Annotated in this window: 20 protein-coding genes; 9 read left to right on the forward strand and 11 right to left on the reverse strand. The window is 64.5% G+C overall.

Features of this window, described 5'->3' with window-relative positions; all coding sequences use genetic code 11:
• Positions 1 to 127 precede the first annotated feature (127 nt).
• Positions 128 to 718, forward strand: coding sequence for a CsbD family protein (locus R4P47_RS25125; protein ID WP_149407402.1), 591 nt, complete (start codon positions 128 to 130; stop codon positions 716 to 718).
• Between the two features lie 53 nt (positions 719 to 771).
• Here the strand turns inward: R4P47_RS25125 and R4P47_RS14615 are convergent, their stop codons facing one another.
• Together R4P47_RS14615 and R4P47_RS14620 are read right to left on the reverse strand one after the other, a co-directional pair.
• On the reverse strand, positions 772 to 1,068 hold the full coding sequence (locus tag R4P47_RS14615) for a hypothetical protein (RefSeq protein WP_149407403.1): 297 nt from the start codon (positions 1,066 to 1,068) through the stop codon (positions 772 to 774).
• A 105-nt stretch (positions 1,069 to 1,173) separates the two neighbouring features.
• Positions 1,174 to 2,139, reverse strand: a complete 966-nt coding sequence (locus R4P47_RS14620) for an alpha/beta hydrolase (protein WP_373455116.1) — start codon at positions 2,137 to 2,139, stop codon at positions 1,174 to 1,176.
• A 300-nt stretch (positions 2,140 to 2,439) separates the two neighbouring features.
• Here R4P47_RS14620 and R4P47_RS14625 point away from each other — a divergent pair, with 300 nt between their 5' ends.
• Positions 2,440 to 2,835 carry a hypothetical protein gene (locus R4P47_RS14625; RefSeq protein WP_149407404.1) on the forward strand — a complete coding sequence of 132 codons (396 nt, stop codon included), beginning with the start codon at positions 2,440 to 2,442 and terminating at the stop codon, positions 2,833 to 2,835.
• 25 nt (positions 2,836 to 2,860) lie between these two features.
• Here R4P47_RS14625 and R4P47_RS14630 read toward each other — a convergent pair whose 3' ends face one another.
• From R4P47_RS14630 to R4P47_RS14640, 3 genes are all read right to left on the reverse strand, one after another.
• Positions 2,861 to 4,168, reverse strand: a complete 1,308-nt coding sequence (locus tag R4P47_RS14630) for an NAD(P)/FAD-dependent oxidoreductase (RefSeq protein ID WP_149407405.1) — start codon at positions 4,166 to 4,168, stop codon at positions 2,861 to 2,863.
• A 108-nt stretch (positions 4,169 to 4,276) separates the two neighbouring features.
• The gene (locus tag R4P47_RS14635) at positions 4,277 to 4,903 is read right to left on the reverse strand and encodes a DUF305 domain-containing protein (protein WP_149407406.1); all 627 of its coding nucleotides are present in this window, start codon (positions 4,901 to 4,903) and stop codon (positions 4,277 to 4,279) included.
• A gap of 76 nt (positions 4,904 to 4,979) precedes the next feature.
• Complete coding sequence (locus tag R4P47_RS14640; protein ID WP_149407407.1) at positions 4,980 to 5,375, reverse strand: hypothetical protein; 396 nt, start codon at positions 5,373 to 5,375, stop codon at positions 4,980 to 4,982.
• Between the two features lie 151 nt (positions 5,376 to 5,526).
• Here R4P47_RS14640 and R4P47_RS14645 point away from each other — a divergent pair, with 151 nt between their 5' ends.
• The gene (locus R4P47_RS14645) at positions 5,527 to 6,405 is read left to right on the forward strand and encodes a universal stress protein (protein ID WP_094687135.1); all 879 of its coding nucleotides are present in this window, start codon (positions 5,527 to 5,529) and stop codon (positions 6,403 to 6,405) included.
• Positions 6,402 to 8,792 (forward strand): phosphoketolase, encoded by a 2,391-nt coding sequence (locus R4P47_RS14650; RefSeq protein WP_149407408.1) that lies wholly within the window; start codon positions 6,402 to 6,404, stop codon positions 8,790 to 8,792. The genes R4P47_RS14645 and R4P47_RS14650 overlap by 4 nt, the downstream gene beginning before the upstream one ends.
• A gap of 17 nt (positions 8,793 to 8,809) precedes the next feature.
• Here the strand turns inward: R4P47_RS14650 and R4P47_RS14655 are convergent, their stop codons facing one another.
• The 4 genes from R4P47_RS14655 to R4P47_RS14670 form a co-directional block, all read right to left on the reverse strand.
• Positions 8,810 to 9,694: a universal stress protein gene (locus tag R4P47_RS14655; protein ID WP_149407409.1), complete on the reverse strand. Its 885-nt coding sequence runs from the start codon at positions 9,692 to 9,694 to the stop codon at positions 8,810 to 8,812.
• The gene (locus R4P47_RS14660; protein WP_149407410.1) at positions 9,691 to 10,533 is read right to left on the reverse strand and encodes a universal stress protein; all 843 of its coding nucleotides are present in this window, start codon (positions 10,531 to 10,533) and stop codon (positions 9,691 to 9,693) included. The genes R4P47_RS14655 and R4P47_RS14660 overlap by 4 nt, the downstream gene beginning before the upstream one ends.
• A 120-nt stretch (positions 10,534 to 10,653) precedes the next feature.
• The gene (locus tag R4P47_RS14665; RefSeq protein ID WP_149407411.1) at positions 10,654 to 12,360 is read right to left on the reverse strand and encodes a GAF domain-containing protein; all 1,707 of its coding nucleotides are present in this window, start codon (positions 12,358 to 12,360) and stop codon (positions 10,654 to 10,656) included.
• Positions 12,353 to 13,021, reverse strand: coding sequence for a response regulator (locus R4P47_RS14670; RefSeq protein ID WP_068055658.1), 669 nt, complete (start codon positions 13,019 to 13,021; stop codon positions 12,353 to 12,355). Before R4P47_RS14670 ends, R4P47_RS14665 begins: the two co-directional genes overlap by 8 nt.
• Before the next feature lie 196 nt (positions 13,022 to 13,217).
• Between R4P47_RS14670 and R4P47_RS14675 the strand changes: the two genes are divergently transcribed.
• From R4P47_RS14675 to R4P47_RS14695, 5 genes are all read left to right on the forward strand, one after another.
• Positions 13,218 to 14,147 carry a universal stress protein gene (locus tag R4P47_RS14675; RefSeq protein ID WP_188078788.1) on the forward strand — a complete coding sequence of 310 codons (930 nt, stop codon included), beginning with the start codon at positions 13,218 to 13,220 and terminating at the stop codon, positions 14,145 to 14,147.
• An 83-nt stretch (positions 14,148 to 14,230) separates the two neighbouring features.
• Positions 14,231 to 14,515: a DUF4342 domain-containing protein gene (locus R4P47_RS14680; RefSeq protein ID WP_149407413.1), complete on the forward strand. Its 285-nt coding sequence runs from the start codon at positions 14,231 to 14,233 to the stop codon at positions 14,513 to 14,515.
• A 51-nt stretch (positions 14,516 to 14,566) separates the two neighbouring features.
• On the forward strand, positions 14,567 to 15,514 hold the full coding sequence (locus R4P47_RS14685; protein WP_317533782.1) for an ATP-binding cassette domain-containing protein: 948 nt from the start codon (positions 14,567 to 14,569) through the stop codon (positions 15,512 to 15,514).
• A complete protein-coding gene (locus R4P47_RS14690; RefSeq protein WP_317533783.1) occupies positions 15,511 to 16,350 on the forward strand; it encodes an ABC transporter permease subunit in 840 nt (279 codons plus the stop codon). The genes R4P47_RS14685 and R4P47_RS14690 overlap by 4 nt, the downstream gene beginning before the upstream one ends.
• A 31-nt stretch (positions 16,351 to 16,381) precedes the next feature.
• Complete coding sequence (locus R4P47_RS14695; protein ID WP_283347458.1) at positions 16,382 to 17,020, forward strand: hypothetical protein; 639 nt, start codon at positions 16,382 to 16,384, stop codon at positions 17,018 to 17,020.
• On the opposite strand, the gene R4P47_RS14700 is transcribed toward R4P47_RS14695, so the two are convergent.
• Both R4P47_RS14700 and R4P47_RS14705 read right to left on the reverse strand, forming a co-directional pair.
• Complete coding sequence (locus R4P47_RS14700) at positions 17,017 to 17,913, reverse strand: alpha/beta fold hydrolase (protein WP_283347459.1); 897 nt, start codon at positions 17,911 to 17,913, stop codon at positions 17,017 to 17,019. The genes R4P47_RS14695 and R4P47_RS14700 overlap by 4 nt on opposite strands.
• Entirely contained in the window at positions 17,910 to 18,404 is a 495-nt protein-coding gene (locus R4P47_RS14705; protein WP_283347460.1) for a DUF5994 family protein, read from the reverse strand. The genes R4P47_RS14700 and R4P47_RS14705 overlap by 4 nt, the downstream gene beginning before the upstream one ends.
• Between the last annotated feature and the right edge of the window lie 157 nt (positions 18,405 to 18,561).

Below are 18,561 nucleotides of genomic sequence, written 5' to 3' on the forward strand. Positions count from 1 at the left end.
GACCCGGAACACGCCCGTCGGACGTATGTTTCGGAGCGTCGATTTCGACTCATACCTAACGGCGTCGTCCGCGACGCCCCCAGCTCCGGGTATCCGGAGACGACCTACACGAAAGAGGTAATCACCGATGGCCGACTTCATCGACAAGGCTCAGCACAAGGCAGAGGAACTGGCCGGGACTGCGAAGGAGAAGGCCGGCGAGGCCACCGGTGACGACAGCCTTCGCGCCGAGGGTGCCGCCGATCAGACCAAGGCCAACACCCACCAGGCCGCCGACAAGGTCTCCGACGCAGCCGAGAATGTTGCCGACACCGCAGCCGATGCCGCCAAGGAAGCCAAGCACGCAGCCGCCGATGTCGCCGACAAGGCGTCCGACGTGGCCGAGGACGTCAAGAACACCGTCAAGGACAAGGTCTCGAACGTCGATGCCGACGACGTGAAGGAGAAGGCCTCCCAGGTCGCCGACAAGGCAGCCGACAAGGCCTCCGCCGTCGCCGACGACGTGAAGAACACGGTTCGCAACATCGACTCCGAGGATGTCGCCCAGGCGGCGAAGGTCGGCACTCCGATCATCGCAGCCGTCGCAGCCGCAGCCGGTGCCGTCGCGTTCGTACTGATTCGTCGACGCAACCGTCGCCGTAGCGCTGCGCACCTGTTCGTGCCGTCGAAGCGCACCACCCGCAAGCTCGCCAAGAAGGCCCGCAAGCACAGCTTCTGAAGGTAATTGCACAGAAAAGCCCCGCCTCGATCGAGGCGGGGCTTTCTGCGTCTCTACAGCGGCTTGAGTGCCCGGCTGGGTACCCAGTGAGTGACGGTTTCGCTGCGGTCTCGTGCCATCAACTCGTACGTGACGCGGCCCAGCCAATCTCCGTCCACGGTGATGGACCATTCGACCAGATCTCCCGGCACGACGCGTCGCACATCGAATCCCTCGGGATTGAACTTCGAGGCGTGGTGCGGCGGCAGCGGGTAGAGGATGTTCAGGTCGATCCACACCTTCAGCGGTGGTCGGAGCAGCTTGAACGGGCGCACGGCAGACGCCGGTCGAGGTTGTGCGCGCCGTGCCATCGTTCGATCATACGTTCGATCAGGACGTCGATCCACCGCCCCGGACAACGAAGAACGGCCACCCGCACACGAGGTGCAGGTGGCCGTTGTTCGGTGCTGAAAAGATCAGATTCCGAGCGATCCCGCCAGGAACGGCCAGGAGTTGTGCAGGTCGTCCTGCCAGTAGCCCCACGAGTGGTTTCCGACCGGGCGGAAGTCCACGGTGGCCGGGATACCGAGCTGATCGAGGCGCTTGGCCAGGTTCGAGGTGCAGAAGTTGGTGGCAACTTCGATGCCGCCGCCGACGATGACCTGGTTGGCAAGCGTCGCCGGGTCGTTCTTCAGACGCGGGTTGGCAAAGGTGTCGTTCGGGGCACCGGGCAGGCCGCTGCCGGTGCTCATGTAGATCTGCGTTCCACGGAGCTTCTCGGCGTTGAGCAGCGGGTCGTTCTCGCGCCACACGGGGCCGTCGAGCGGTCCCCACATGTTCTCGACGTTGCCGCCGCCGTAGGTCTCGACGACGAGCTTGACGAACTGCTGACCGATGGGGTCGGAGGTCTGAGCGCAGCCGCTGTACGCCGCGACGCCGGTGAACTTGCCCGGGTACTTGATCGCGATGTTGAGAACCGAGGTGCCCGTCATGGACAGCGCTGCGAGCGACTGGCGACCGTTGGTGTCGAACTGGGCGTCGATCAGCGGGGGCAGCTCTTCACCGAGGAAGGTGCTCCACTTGTTGCTGCCGAGCTTCGGATCGTCCTGGAGCCAGTCGGTGTAGTAGGACCACTTGCCCTTCTGCGGAGTCACGATGTAGGCGTTCTTGTCCGACAGGAAGGCCTCGGCGTCGGTCTGCGACTGCCACGATGCGGCATCCTCGCCGCCGCCTGCGCCGTTGAGCAGATACAGCACCGGGCGGGACACGCTGTCGTCGGCCGGCTTCTGCACCGTCACGGGAATGGTGCGGTTCATGGACGCCGAGTACACCTGGAGCTGGACCTGGCGGTTCTCGAGGGTGTTCACCGACTCGATCCTCGATCCGTTGCTCGACTGCGTCGTAGCCGCAGGCAGCTCTTCCGCGGACGCGACGGGCGTCATCAGCGCGGTCGGGAGAATCGCCACTGCGAGGGCGACGGCCGTAGCCGAACCGATTCGCCGGAAGCCGTGTCGTCGAGATCGTGGCACGCTGTTTCACCTTTTCGTCGAGTTACACCGGTCGAGTCTCTACATCGGCCGAAGATGAGGTGACGTTACCTCGAGCAAACGTCCCGAGCGTTATGGACCGGACGAATCCGAGACGCGATCGTGATGCTCTCGGCAACGCAGACCCAGAGGTGTTCCCACGAGACGAGTGTCTGTGGTCTATTGGGTGCCCGTCCCGCGAAGGAGTCGATCGAGATGTTTCGTCGCACCGCTGTCATTGCTTGCGTCATTGCAGGTGCCGCTGCCTTCGGAACGGGAACGGCCGCAGCCGACGAGTGGCCCACTCCGCCGCCGTATCCGAGTCCGTCGGCTCCGCAGGATGTCACCGGATTCCTCACCCCACAGGACCTGGACTACTGGAATCCGTTCGTCAGCAGGAATCGACTGACCTCGCCCTACGGCAACAGCACTCGCATCGTCTGCACCGGATTTCACGGAGTGCTGTCCTCCTGCTGGCAGGCCGATTCGAATGGCAACCCGCACAAGCTGATTCTGCTGAACATGAACTACCCGGGTTCGACGGGCCAACTGCTGCCCGGCGGAGGTCCCGGGCACTTCGTCTACCCCGGCTTCATCCCCGGCATCGGCTGACCCGCACCTGGTTGTTGGCGTTCGCTCAGTTGTACGGCTTACGCGCCGTTTCCGGGTCGCCGTAGGTGATGGCACGTTCGCGTCGGGTGCCGGTGGCCAGGGTTGCGGCCCAGTTGATCAGCGTCCCGACGCGATTGCGGTTGCCGGCCAGGAATGCGATGTGGATAACTCCCCACGACACCCAACCCACGAAGCCCGACATCTTCAGCGGCCCGGCCTGCACCAGTGCGTGACCGCGGGCGATGTAGGCCGCGGTGCCGAGATCTCGGTACTTGAAATCCTTTCGCGCAGAACCGGACAGGTCTGCTGCGATGGCCGCGCCCGCCGCGCGTCCGCCCTGCATCGCCACTTCCGCAACTCCCGCGAGCTTGTTCAGCGACATGATGTCTCCGACGACGAAGACGTTGCGGTGTCCCGGGATCGAGAGGTCCGGCTGCACAGCGATGCGTCCGGAGCGATCCTGTTCGACGCCCATCGCGTCGGCGAGTTGTTTCACGAACGGAACGGCTTCGACGCCTGCGGTCCACAGCACGGTGTGGGTGTCGTAGCGAGTGACGGTCTTGGGTTCGGCCTTGGCCGTGACCTCGACGTCGGTGGCCGTGACGTCGGTGACGTGAACTCCGAGATGGGTTTCCACGCCTACCGCGTCGAGGGTGCGTTGCGCTTTCTTCGTCAGGGAATCGGGGAACGATTCGAGGACGCGGTCACCGCCGTGGAAGAGCAGCACACGCGCTTCCGACGGGTGAATGGTGTCGAACTCCTTCGCCAACGCCCTGGAGGCGAGTTCCCTTATCTGACCGGCCAATTCGACTCCGGTCGGGCCTCCCCCTGCCACGGCGAACGTGAGCCAGGGTCGGCGTTCCTCGGCGGTGGGCAGGGATTCGGCCATCTCGAAGGCAGAGATCAGCTTTCGCCTGATCGCGAGGGCATCGTCGAGGGTCTTCATCCCCGGTGCCCACTGCACGTATTCGTCGTGGCCGTGATAGGCCTGCTGCATTCCGACAGCGACGACGAGGTAGTCGTAGGGCAGCTCGAAGGTCGAGCCGTCGAACCGACTGGCCGTCACCACTCCACCGTCACCCACCGCGGTCACCGAGGTCGCTTCACCCAGCGCCACATACACGTTCTTCTGCTTACGCAGCAGGTGCCGCAGCGGACTGGCAATCGAACCCTCGGACACAAGACCGGTGGCGCACTGATAGAGCAGTGGCTGAAAGACGTGGGAGGTGCCGCGCTCGAGCACGGTGACGTCGACGTCCTCACCGCGTAGACGCCGGGCCGCGCGCAGCCCGCCGAATCCTCCGCCGATGACCAATACCCGTGGACGTGCCATGTGAACGTTCTCCCTCGGACCGACCGCAGAGAAGGACTCTCCGAGTGGCAAGCCTACTCGAGGGCCGCACCCCCTGGTCAGGAGTGCGGCCCTCGGTGTCGATCCGGGTCAGCCGAGCAGCGCCCGCATGGTGTCGATTTCCTGCTGCTGCGTGGCCACGATCGTGCGGGCCATATCCTGCGCGTCGGTGTTCGACCCGTCCGCGATCTCGCTGTTCGCCATCTCGATCGCGCCTTCGTGATGTTCGATCATCATCGTCAGCCACTGGCGGTCGAACTCGGCACCGGTGGCCGCACTCAACGCGTCCATGTCCTGCTGGGTCATCATGCCCATGCCCGAGCTGTGGTCCATTCCGCCCATCTCACCCATGTCGGACGAGGGCGCGGGCTGACCCCATTCGGCAAGCCAGGCGGTCATCCGGTCCATTTCCGGTTGCTGCGCGGCCTCGATAGCCGACGCCAACGCCACGACGTCCGGATTGTCGGTGCGGCCCTGGACCATTGCCGCCATTTCGACCGCCTGCGCATGATGCGGGTACATCATCTGCGCGAACATCACGTCCGCATCGTTGAATTCTGCCGACGCGTCGGACTGGGTCGATGACGCCGACGACGAGTTCGACGAGCCCATCGAATGGCCGTCCATCGACGAGTCGGAGGTGTCGCTGCTGCAGCCTGCGACGAGAAATGCGCTCACGGTGGCAGCAGCCAGCGAAGCGACGAGTGTTGTACGCATGTGAAACTCCTTGAACGAGTGCGAAATACAGGGATGAGTGAATCCGCCGGTGGTCGTACGTTCACCGGGCTCCCTGTCACACTCGCAAGGTCACCGATCTGTCCAGCTCCCAGAGGGTCCACGGCGGAGCACGCTCCGAGATGGAGTCGGTGCGCCCACCGATGCCGTCCGCCGATATCAGCGAGTAGCCGATGTCGACGCTCGTCGACGGAACCGACAGAGCAGCCCACGACACCGTGGTTCCCGCGCACGGATGCATCATCTGGTGCGCCGCCGGGCAGTCGTGTTCACCGACCGCCACCTGCACGGGCCCCTCATGGTGCATCGCCGACGCCATGGCAGCGTGTTCGTTGCTCGCCGACGCGGTCGCCGTCGCCGAGTGCATCAGCAGCACCCCGAAGATCGTCAGTGCGATCAGCAATCCGGCCGCCGAGGCAATGCCCTGGCGACGGCGTCGGATCACTCGATGCATGTCGCCGACGATAGCAAGATATACCCCCTAGGGGTAGCCGGCAGGGACTTCCGCCTCGCACCGAAGGACTTCCGCCTCTGTCGGCGGCGAGCCGATCCGAGCCATGCTCGGTGGGTATCTGCACACGCAAGTCAATGGACGGGAATTCGTCATGAATGCATCGAGTCGGGTAGTCGTCGGAGTCGACGGATCTGCCACATCGCTCGACGCGGTCCGCTGGGCAACGCGCGAGGCCGTTCGACGCCACGCTCCGCTTGAGTTGGTCACGTCGTCTCTGTTCGCGCCGGGAACCTACGGGGATGCCATCAGTCTCCGGATCGGTGCATTCTCGGACCCGGACGTCGAGGCCAAGCGTGTGCTGACCGCAGCGGTCGATGTTGCGCACAAGACTGCCGCCGGCAATTCGCTGATTCTCGATACGCGCCTCGAACACGGCTCTGCTGCACGGAATCTGACGCACTTCGACGTCGCTCCCGCCATGATCGTCGTGGGGTCGAGGGGTCTGGGCGAGTTCACCGGCGGGTTGATCGGGTCGGTCAGTACCGCAGTGGTCACGCATGCCAAATGCCCTGTTGCAGTAGTCAAATCGAACATCGTCAGCGACGGTCCGGTTGTCGTCGGGGTGGATTGCACCGCCAACAGTCAGCCTGCGATCGGATTCGCTCTGAAGGAAGCGTCACTGCGCGGAGTCGACCTCGTCGCTGTACACGCCTGGAGCGACCTCGAACTCGGCAGCGTGTTGACGCGCGACGACGAGGGTCCGTGGGTCGATTCCGAACTCGCCGAGAAGACGTCGTTGGCGGAGAGCCTGGCCGGCTGGTCGGAGGACTACCCGGACGTCACCATCCATCGAGTGGTGGTTCAGGACAGGCCTGTTCGTGAGCTGGTCCGTGCGTCGGAGGCAGCGCAGTTGATCGTCGTGGGAAGCCGCGGTCGGGGTGGATTCGCATCGATGCTTCTCGGTTCCACCTCGCGTGCGGTGTTGCATTCGGTGGATGTTCCCGTCGTCGTCGTTCCCACCGATCGATGAGCGTGGAGTCGATCGAGTCTTCCTACAGCTCAGATGAATTGGACGCCGACCTGCGCTACTGGGCTGCGGCGAACTATCTGACGGTGGCGCAGATCTATCTGCAGGACAACGTATTGCTGCGTCGTCCTCTGGAGGTGGCGCACATCAAACCGAGGCTGCTCGGGCACTGGGGCACCAGTCCCGGACTCTCGATGATCTACACCCTCCTCAATCGGGTGATTCGTCGAACCCATTCGGATTGGCTGTACGTCACCGGTCCCGGCCACGGCGGTCCGGCGTTGGTGGCGAACACCTACCTCGAGGGAACCTACAGCGAGATCTACCCGAACATTTCACTCGACAACGAGGGCGTCCGACGGCTGTGCCGTCAGTTCTCCACTCCTGGTGGCATTCCGAGCCATGTCAGCGTCCAGACCCCGGGCAGCATTCACGAGGGCGGCGAACTGGGTTACGCCCTCGTCCACGCCGCCGGTGCCGCGTTCGACAATCCCGATCTGATCGTCGCCTGTGTCGTCGGGGACGGTGAGGCCGAAACCGGCCCCCTGTCCGGTTCGTGGAAGCTCCCGGCCTTTCTGAATCCGATTCGCGACGGCGGCGTCTTGCCCATCCTGCATCTGAACGACGGAAAGATTTCCGGACCGACGGTTCTCGGACGCAGCACCGATCAATCGGTAGCCGACTATCTGAGCGGCCAGGGGTGGGCACCCCTGTTCGTCGAAGGCGACGACCCACGAGAGGTGTTCCCGGCGCTCCACGCTGCCCTCACCCGAGCTCACGACGCGATCGAGACAATCCAGCACGCCGCCCGCAACGGAGAACCACAGCACGACATCGAATGGCCCGCAATCGTTCTGCGCACCCCCAAGGGCTGGACCGGCCCGCACGAGGTGGACGGCAAGCTCATCGAGGGCACGCACTGGGCGCACCAGGTACCACTGTCCGGAGTCCGCGAGAACCCGTCGCATCTGGCGCAGCTCGAGAAGTGGCTGCTCTCCTACGACCCCCGATCGCTGTTCGACGACAACGGCGCTCCCGTCGCCTCGATTCGCGAGCTCGCTCCGTCGGGCACCCAACGTCTCGGTGCCACGCCGTATGCGAACGGAGGACTACTTCTGCAGCCCTTGGTCATTCGCGATCTGGAGAACTATGCGCTCACCGTGGAGTCCCCGGGGCGCACGTCGCACGAGACGACCACCGTGCTCGGGGAGATGATGCGTGATATCTACCTCGACAACGCACAACCCCACGGCGGCGGCAACTTTCGCCTGTTCTGTCCCGACGAGACCGCCAGCAACCGGCTCCAGGCCGTGTTCGAGGTGACCGATCGATGCTGGCAGTTGCCGACCACCGAGTTCGACGACGATCTCGGTCCCGACGGTCGCGTGATGGAGGTGCTCAGCGAGCATCTGTGCGAGGGCTGGCTGGAGGCGTACCTGCTGTCGGGTCGACACGGCCTGTTTGCCAGCTACGAGGCCTTCGCCATGGTGAGCGTGTCGATGCTGATCCAGCACACCAAGTGGCTTCAGCACGCGGCCACACTCGCGTGGCGGGCACCCGTCGCCTCGCTCAACGTGCTGCTCACCAGCACGTGTTGGCGCAACGACCACAACGGATTCAGCCATCAGGGCCCCGGACTGATCGACGCGGTCATTCCTCTGGCACCGGATATGGTGCGCGTGTGGCTGCCACCGGATTCCAATACGCTGCTCGCGGTTGCCGATCATTGTTTCCGCAGTCGAGGTCACGTCAACGTTCTGGTGGTGGACAAGCAGAGTCACCCGCAGTATCTGACGCTTCCCGAGGCGCGGGCGCATGCAGCGGCAGGTGCGTCCCGCTGGGACTGGGCCGGCACCGAAGCGGTCGACGCCGAGGAAGATCCCGAGATCGTTCTGGCGTGTGCAGGCGACGTGCCGACCGAGGAAACCCTCGCTGCCGCAGAGTTGTTGCGTACGTGGACTCCCGAGCTCAGGGTTCGCGTGGTCAACGTCGTCGATCTGATGGCGCTGCTCCCCGTCGGCGATCATCCCCACGGATTCTCCGACGAGCAGTTCGCGGACCTGTTCACCACCTCGGTCGATGTGGTCTTCGCGTTCCACGGGTATCCCCGTGCGGTGCACCAACTGGTGCACGGCCGACCGGACGCTCAGCGGTTCCACGTGCGCGGGTTCATCGAACAGGGCACCACGACAACACCGTTCGACATGGTGGTGCTCAACAAGATCAGTCGCTACCATCTCGCCCTCGCGGCATTCGACCGGGCACGCACAACGCCGGCCGGTGCCGAGGAACTGCGGCAACACTGCCAGGACCAACTGGCACGACACGACGCCTACATCCGAGAGCATTTCGAGGACCTCCCAGAGATCCGGCAGTGGCGGTGGTCGTGACTGCCGGACCCGTCGAGCTACCCGCGGGCGATGATCAACGGGCAGTCGACGCGGTGGGCCAGTGAACGGACCGTGGATCCGAGAAGTCGGTCGCTGAAACCGTTGCGTCCGCTCGAACCGACGACCACGGCCTGGGCGCGCGGTGACACCTCGAGGATCTTCTCAACCACATTGCCGCGCAGCACTTTCTGCTGGACCACGACGTCCGGATACTGTTCGCTCCAGCCGGACAGGCTCTCCGCCAACACGGTTCGGCCGTTCGACACGATCGCATCGGATCTGTCGGTCGCGGACGTGTCGGGCGACGAGATCGGTTCGTCCGTCGACACGTGCACTGCAACCAATTCCGTTCCTCGGAGCGAGGCTTCGTCGAATGCCAACCGAACGGCGTTCTGGTTGTGCGGCGACCCGTCGACTCCGAGGACAACAGGGCCTCCCGACGAATGCAGCTCCACACTTTTCGGCACGATGACCACCGGGCAGTGTGCTTGAACGGCCACCGCGGTGCTCACCGAGCCGAGCAGTTCGGCGAAGTAATCGCCGTTGCCGCGCGAGCCCACCACCATCATCGAGGCACTGGAGGACTGCTCCAGCATGGCCTGGATCGTCGGTCCCACAATCGATTCGCTCACGATCTCGAGACCGTCGGGGTCCTTCACCGACCGTCGCGCAACCAGCGAAGCCCAGGCCAGGACCGACTCGGCGGCTTTGTGCTCCTCGGAGCCGATGTGAGACGGCAGCGCGACGAAGCTGGTGTACAGAGCCTTGACTTGATAGGCGGACACCAGCTTCACCGGTACCCCACGCAACTCGGCCGCATGAGCGGCCCACCCGACTGCGTCGAGCGACGAGCCGGAGCCGTCGACACCGACGACGATCGGAGACTGCCTCGAGGTACTCATGCGTGCGGGACGACGAGGACGGGGCAATGGGCATGCCGCAGTACGGCGGTCAGTGTTCGTCCCGGCACTCTGTCTCGCTCGTGACCGACCACCATCAGCTGAGCCGTCTCGGAGACCGCTACCAGTTCCGATCCCGAGTCGGCCTCGGCGTACACCGACGCCACGCGGATGTCTGGGTAGTCCGCGCCGAAGGGTTCGAGCCGAACGTCCATTGCCGATTCGGGGTGTAGCCCGTCACCGGGGCTACTGAGGGCGGACGCGAGAATGGAGGAGACGGCCTGGGTGTGCACCGCCAACACGCTGGCCGACCTGATCGACGCCTCGCGGAATGCCTGAGCGACAACAACATCGGCCTGTGAGACGTCGGCATCACCCAGGGCCGCGACGACCGGTCCGCGGCGTTCGGCGTCGAAGTGCCGGACGATCGCAACGGGGTTGGGCGATGCTTCGACCACGGCTCCGACCATCGATCCGAGTACCCAGGCGGTCACTGCACTGCCGGTCGTGGTCCCCAGTACGAGCAGAGACGCAGATCCCGCTTCGGTCGACATCACCGATTCGGGCCGCCCGTGTACGACGACCGATTCCACGGCAATCGCCGGATCGATCGCTGCGGCCACATGCGCTGCGCGACTCAATGCCGTGCGGGCATAGTCGCCGTCGACATCCGGAGCGCCGTAGACGGTTTCGGGCTCGGCGTGGCCGGCGATCACGTGGATCAAACGAAGCGACGTCCCCCGCCCACGTGCCTCCTGCACGGCGAATCGGACCGCATCGAGCGCGGTCTCCGATCCGTCGATACCGACCACGACGGGTCCGGCGGTGTGTGCACTGTTCATCGGGTTCCTCTCGGTGGTGCGAAGATAGGTTCTGCACCTTCACCGAGAACGCTACGAGCGCACACCCACCCGACGCAGCGGCCGGAGGTCACCGAAACAGGTGACGAACGACTGCACCCGTCAGGGCAGCGGTACCGACCAGGTCACATCGGTTCCGCGTCCGGAGGAGCCGGGACCGATGTTCATCGACCCACCGCATTCGACAGCACGGGCACCGAGGTTGGACAGTCCGCTGGCGGTGGTGTCCTCGGGCATCCCGATCCCGTTGTCGGACACGACGATCTGCAACTCGTCGCCCACCGACAAGGTTACGGTCACAGTGTCGCCCTGCGCATGATGGACGACGTTGCTGACCGTCTCACGAACGACGGCAACGGCATGATCGGCGAGCTTGGTGTCCACAACCGACAGAGGCCCGAACATCCGCACGACGGCACGGATATCGACGTTCTCGGTGAGTTCGAGTACCGCCGCATTGATGCGTTGACGCAATCGCGTGGCCGAGTGGGACGTGCTCTGCAAGTCGAAGATCGTCGTCCGGATGTCCTGCACCGTGTCCTGCAGGTCGTCGATCGTCCTGGTCAGACGCACCCGGATTTCCTCCGACTCGGTGCGTTGCAGAGTGCTCTGCAAAGCCAAACCGGCGGCGAAGATTCGCTGAATTACGTGATCGTGCAGGTCGCGGGCAATTCGATCTCGGTCCGACAACACCTCGAGTTCGTGCATCCGGCGGCTGGAATTGGCGATCTGCATCACCAATGCAGCTTGATTGGCGAAGTTCGAGACCAGCTCGAGTTGGGAATCGTCGAACGGCCCCCGCCCCTCTGTGTGGAGGACGACCAGGACGCCGCTCACGCCCTCGGCGACGCGGAAGGGTGAAATCAGTGCGGGCCCGAAAGCCGAGCCCAATTCCTTGGCACCGTACTCGAGTCGCTCCTTGCGCAACGGTGTTCGACGTCGAAATGCCGATCCCGAGCTCGAGCCCTCGATCGGAATGACTGCTCCGATCATGCGATCGGATACGAGCCCCTCGCTGACCGTGACGACCAGTTCGGTGACATCCTCGAACGGCTGGTCGCCGTCCTCGGGAACCGCGATGAACGCCGCATCGGAACCGGTCAGGTGCAATGCTTTCCGCGCCACCATCTGCAGCACTTCGTCGATGTCCGTCCCGGCGAGCAGCTCGGTGCCGATGTCCCGAGTTGCCTCCATCCAAGCCTGGCGCACCCGTGAGTCCTCGTACAGTCGCGAGTTCTCGATGGCGATGCCGGCCGCGGACGCCAGCGCCTTCGTGACGACCTCGTCGTCCTCGGTGAACTGCTTGCCGTCCTTCTTCTCGGTGAGATAGAGGTTGCCGAATATCTCGTCACGAACCCGAATCGGAACGCCGAGAAAAGTCTTCATCGGCGGGTGATTCGGCGGAAATCCCACCGACTCCGGGTGCGCCGAGAGATCCTCGAGGCGCAGCACTTTCGGCTGGTCGATCAACAGTCCGAGCACCCCGCGCCCAGTGGGGAGCGGGCCGATCGCCACCCGCGTGTCCTCGTCCATGCCGTGATTGATGAACGCACTCAAGCCGTGACCGTCGCCGCGAACGCCGAGTGCGCCGTACCGAGCATCGACGAGATCGACGGCCGATTCCACGATCGAGCGCAGTGTCACTTCCAGATCGAGGCCGGAGGTGATGACGAGCATGGCGTCGAGCAGCCCGTCGGCCTGGACTCTGGCATCGGCGATTCGGCCTATCCGGTCCTGAACCTCGGCCAACAGTTCACCGAGTCGCAACTGCGGCAACGAGGACGTGGTCTCCGCGCGGTGGTCATCCATCCCGCGACCCCGGTTGTCCGGCCGACGGAGCGGTATCAGCGAGCTTCGACGCGTACACCGCAGCCTGGGTACGGCGCTCCATCCCGAGCTTGGCCAGCAACCGAGAGACGTAGTTCTTCACCGTCTTCTCCGCCAGGAACATCCTGGCTGCGATCTGCCGGTTGGTGAGGCCTTCTCCCAACAAATCCAGCAGCGTGCGCTCCTGGCTGGTGAGGTGGTCGATAGGTCCTGGAGTCGCCGTTCCGGCTCGTAGTTTGTCCATGAGCGCCGCTGCTGCACGATTGTCCAGTAGCGACCGACCGGACCCGACGTCCTTGATCGCGCGCGTGAGCTCCATGCCGGTGATGTCCTTGACGACGTAGCCGCTCGCGCCCGCGAGGATGGCGTCGAGCATGGCCTGATCCTCGGTGAACGAGGTCAACATCATGGTCTTGAGGAGCGGCAGGCGATCGAGGAGTTCGCGGCACAGTTCGATGCCGTTGCCGTCTGGCAGGCGCACGTCGAGCACGGCAACGTCCGGCTGCAGGGCCGGGATTCGGGCCAGCGCCTGAGCGCAACTGCCCGCCTCACCGATGACCTCGAGGTCCGGATCGGAGTCGATCAGGTCGATCAGACCACGCCGCACGATCTCGTGATCGTCCACCAAGAACACCGTGACCACGGCGACACCCCTCACCTGCGTCCACACTGGGCGCCTCGACTTCCGAGCCTACGGGTCGCAGGTACGGCCGGCCTGACCTTTCGTCACCGAATCAATGGACCAAAGTCCTTCGTGTCGGTGTTGTTGTCCTGCCGCGCCCGAGGCTGTGCGAGGCGTCTGATGGATGTTCCGACACCACGACCGAGGAGGTCGCACGATGGGTTCACCACCGACCGTCGTCGGAGTCGACGGATCAGCTGCAGCGTTGGATGCAGTGCGCTGGGCAGTTCTCGACGCACACCTACACAGGTCCGATCTGGTTCTCGTCTCGGCGATGTCACTTCCGAAGGCGCTGACGGGGGTGGGGATACTCCCCGAACCCGTTGTCGAACAATCGAGATCGGAAATCAGAGCGATTCTGGACGAGGCCAGGGCGCTGGCGTCCCGCGTGAGCGCGACAGCCGGTCCGATCGGAATCGACACCGTCTCGTCCGAGAACCCCGCCGTTGCCACGTTGCTCGACCTGTCGACCACCGCCCGCATGGTCGTCATCGCCACCCGCGGTCTCGGCGGGGCCGAGCAACGATCACTCGGGTCGATCGGTTTCGCCGTCACCACCCATGCTCGATGCCCGGTCACGGTGGTCCGTGGCTGGTCGGGCGACGGTCTGGACACGACGCATCCGGTGGTCGTCGGGGTGGACGGAACGAGAGCGAGCGCGGCGGCGGTGGCGCTGGCATTCGAGGAGGCCTCCGTGCGGTCGGCTCCGCTCACGGCAGTGCACAGCTGGTCCGACGCGGATCTGACGGTCGGGCTTCCGATTCGAGGATTGGAATGGCCGGCCAATCGGCCCGCAGCGGCGGATCAACTGACCCGGATGCTCGAGCCGCACACACGTCGTCATCCCACGGTGTCGGTGCGCACCGTGGTGGTGAAGGACCGGCCGGTGCAGGCTCTTCTCGATCACGCGCAGGGCGCTCAACTTCTGGTGATCGGCAGTCACGGGCGCGGCGGCTACGGAGAGATGATGCTCGGGTCCACCAGCCGGTCGGTGCTGGCGCGTGCGCACTGCCCGGTCACCGTCGTTCCGTCGCCCGGCCGCCGCCTCGCGCGGATCACCGCAACGGCAGCGGCAGATCCCGAGTGATAACGCGCGCGGACTGTCGTTCGCCCACGAACGAGGGTACAAATGCCCTACGCGAGCGAAGCCTGGAACTGCAGGCTGTAGCCATGAGCGAATCCGACAGCACCCCATCCACCCCGACCACCGACACTCTCCGGGTTCGCGGTGAGAAGTTGACCGAAACGGTCAAGAAGTTGCTGCACGACGGCAACATTCGGCGAATCGTGGTGAAGAACGATCAGGGGCACACCGTCATCGAGATACCGGTGACCGCAGGTGTAGCGGTCGCGATCGTCGCACCCGTCCTCGTCGCGGTCGCTGCGATCGCCGCAGTGCTGGACGACTGCACCATCGAGGTCCACCGCGTCGACGAACACAGTCCCGCCGCCTGAGCGCACCTCTGCTCACTCCGAACGACTCGCCGCCACAGGGGAACGAACACCATGCCTTATCCGATCGAAGTACGCGCACTGAGCAAGAGCTACGGCGACAAGCTCGTCATCGACGACTTGTCGTTCGTTGTCGAACCCGGCACTGTCACAGGATTCCTCGGACCGAACGGGTCCGGCAAGTCCACCACGATGCGGTTGATCGTCGGCTTGGATCGTCCCGACGCCGGCACTGCACTGATCGGCGGCGTCGAGTATGCCCAGTTGAACAAGCCGCTGCTCACCGTGGGAACCCTGCTGGACTCCGAGGCCGTCCACCCAGGGCGATCGGCCTACAACCATCTGCTGTATCTGGCTCGTACGCAACGCATTCCAACGTCTCGTATCATCTATGTTCTGGAGCTGGTCGGGCTTCGCGACGTCAGCGGCGAACGTACCGGATCGTTCTCGCTCGGCATGCGGAAGCGACTCGGGATTGCTGCAGCCCTGCTCGGCGACCCAGCGGTGCTCATTCTGGACGAACCGATCAACGGATTGGACCCGGACGGCATCTACTGGATGCGCAACCTCATGAAGAACCTGGCGGGAGAGGGACGAACCGTCCTCGTCTCCAGCCACCTGATGGGCGAGATGGCTCAGACCGCAGACCATCTTGTGGTCATCGATCACGGCAAGCTGATCGCCGAATGCACGCCCGCGGAGTTGATAGCCCGCAGCAGTCGAGCGTCGGTGCTGGTCTCGTCCTCCGATTCTGCGCGGCTCGCAACGGTGGTCGACGCAGCCGGAGGTACCACCGACGTACTCGGCCACGACGGACTCACCGTCCACGATCTCTCGGCACACCAGGTCGGGGAGCTCGCCCAACAGCAGAACATCGCGATCTATCAGCTGACCCCGCAGGAGGCATCGCTGGAAGAAGCGTTCATGACCCTCACCCACCTCGACGACGTCGAACACGACCGCCCCCTCGTCACTCACTCTCGCGGACAGGCGACATCATGAGTATCACCGCACCGCGCACCGCAACCAAGCCCCCCGAGCGAGAACACCATCGCGACGATGTCCTCGGACTGGTGACATCGGAGTGGACGAAGCTGATCTCACTGCGATCGACGATCTGGTCCCTGGCCGCACTGGTGATCCTCACCATCGGCTTCACCGGCTTCTTCACCTGGTTCACCGTCGCCTACTGGGACAACGTCGATCCGGTTTCCCAGCTTCAGATCGTCACAGACCCGGCACGCCAGATCCTGGGGGCAGGGTTCCAACTCGGCCAGTTGGCGGTCTGCGTACTCGGCGTCCTGGTGGTCACGAGCGAATACTCGAGCGGCACGATCAGGGCCAGTCTGCTGGCGGTGCCCTCACGAATACCGATGTTGGCGGCCAAAACCGGTGTGTTCATGGCCGTCGTGTTCGTCATCGGCGAGATCACGGCATTCCCCACATTCTTCCTCGGTTCGGCCATCATGGACTCCAAAGCATCTGTGTCGCTGAGCGATCCCGGCGTGCTGCGAGCGGTGATCGGTGCCGGCCTGTACCTTTCGCTGCTCGGCGCCATGGCGGTCGCCGTCGGTGCCATCGTCCGACACACCGCGGGAGCCATCACGGGCATGATCGGATTCGTTCTCGTACTGGCACCGCTCACCCAACTGATCCCCGGCACCGTCGGACGGCACATCCAGGCGTACCTGCCCTCGCAGGCCGGCAGTCTGATCGCCTCACCCCGGCAAGCTCCCTCCGACTTGCTCACTCCCTGGCAGGGTTTCGGAGTCGCAGCGCTGTGGACGGTCCTGCTGCTCGCCCTCGCGGCATATCTCCTTCGCCGACGCGATGCCTGACATCGATCTCACAACAGGGGGACAAATCACCATGAACGAACTCGCCGAATCGGCCGGTGGCGCAGGCCTCATCGCGTTCCACGTCCTGGCCTCGATTCCTCTGCGCAAGTGGCGCACGACGTGGGGCGCGACGCCGGCCGAGGTGAACGAAACACTGCCCGGTGACGAGAGCGTGCCACACCCGGCGTGGACATACACCCATGCAATCGATGTCGACACGACGCCTGATCTCGTGTGGCCATGGTTGATTCAGCTCGGTCAGCAACGTGCAGGCTTCTACAGCTATCGCGGACTCGAGAACCTGGTCGGCTGCAACATCACCTCGGCAACGGGGATCGACCCTCGATTCCAGACTCTCGAGGTCGGCGACTCCGTGCTCCTGCATCCGCAGTCACCACCTCTGGCGGTGACGCTGATCGACGACGGCACCGCCTTCGTGCTGCTGGGTGCAGACCCCGACTCGGCCGATCGAGCGCTCTGGTCGTTTCATCTGCGCGCCCTGCCCGGTGGAAGAACTCGACTGATCGAGCGCGGACGATATTCGCACGCTGCAACATTGAAGAGTCGCCTGGTCTTCGGGCGCTACTTCGTCGAGCCAATCGGATTCGTCATGAGCAGAAAGATGCTGCGCACCATCGCAGCAAATGCTGCGACGGCCCAACACGCCTAACCTTTCGAGAACACCCCGCCCAGTCGGCGGAGATCGTCCAGAATGTCGTTGACCCGGCTCATCAGGGAGATGTGTCCCTCTCCTTCGATCAGATGGGCCTGCGCTCCTGCGACGTTCGCCGCCAACCAACGAGCATGGGCGAACGGAACCATCGTGTCCAGACTGCCCTGCCATATCGACACCGGTGTGCTGATCTCGCTCAGGTCGAATCCCCATGGGCGCGTGTGGGTCAGGTCGTCGTCACGCCAGCCCACGATGCCTTGACGTCCGGCCGCGTTGACCGATGCGGCGAGGTACTCGGTGAGTTCCTCGGTCAGCGCGGCGCGGTCGACCGGTGGAGCCAACGCTCCCAATCCTGCCGCTACCTGGTCCGGGGTGACACCGAAGAACCCTTTTCGGATATCGAGAAACGACTCCAAGGCTTCGACGCCGGCGAACACGGCCGTGTACTCGTCGATATTCTCCTCGGCCATTCCGTCGCGGATGTCGCCGTCGTAGTCGGCGGCGGGTGCGATCCCGACGCAGCAGGCGGCAGCGAGGCACCGCCCGGGCAGCACTGCCGCACAGGCCAATGCACGCGGCCCGCCACCCGACCAGCCGATCGTCAGAAATTCGCCGATGCCGAGGTGGTCGAGCACTGCCGCCGTGTCGGCGGCGTCGTCCGCCACCGTAGCGGTGGTCGCACCGTCCGGACGTGGGGAGGATGCTCCGTACCCCGGCCTCGAGTAGGAGACGACCCGCAATCCCTGTGCAGCAGCGGCCCGTTCGAGCGTCGGGAACGGTACTGCACCCTGCGGGGTGCCATGGTGATAGACAAGTGGAAGCGCATCGGCCGGCCCTGTATCGAGTACTTCGAGGCTGCGGCCGTCCTCGGTCGGGACCAGAACTGTCATTTGTCTTCGCTGTTGCCGCCGGAGGCGTCGGTCAACGTCAATCCGAGCAACTGTTGCACCGTCTCGGTGTTTCCGCGCTCACCGGCACTGTGCAGCAGTACCTGCGCCGCAGGCCCACTCATCAACGGCGGGACGACGAGCAGCGTCACACTGTCACCGTCGCGAGTGCGAACACCGAGTGTGTGATGTGGCTGAAACCGGTAGCCGTCCAGGTGAATGCTTCGTGCGCCTACGGTGACGCGCCGGGGTGCCTTCTGCCACTCGTCGAGGCGGTAGAGCACTCGATCGATCGGACCGAGTCGCCGAGCGAGGGCGGCAACGAGCTCGGGTGCCTCGAAGTCGAGGTCGTCACTGACCGAGAGCCAGGCACCGTCAACCTCGCCGGCGGATCGGACCGTCGGGTCCGGTGGGGTCAGTGTCAGTCGTCGATCGCTGTCGGAGGGCAATGAGTATCGGGCCTGATCTGTGTCGCTCGATGTTGCTCCTGTCATGACGGGCCCTTCTCTGTGGGGTGTTCTGTAGTCCCCTTGCACGCTATCGAGGCGTCGACCGGGCCCGGAAGGGTACGAAGTACCCAATCGCCAGGGACCGGCGTCGGACGGCGGAACACCCGGTGGTGCAGATCCATTCGGCCGCTCACGGCGAACA

This window comes from Rhodococcus sp. IEGM 1370 (genome assembly GCF_033142325.1).
In the GTDB taxonomy this organism is placed as follows: domain Bacteria; phylum Actinomycetota; class Actinomycetes; order Mycobacteriales; family Mycobacteriaceae; genus Rhodococcoides.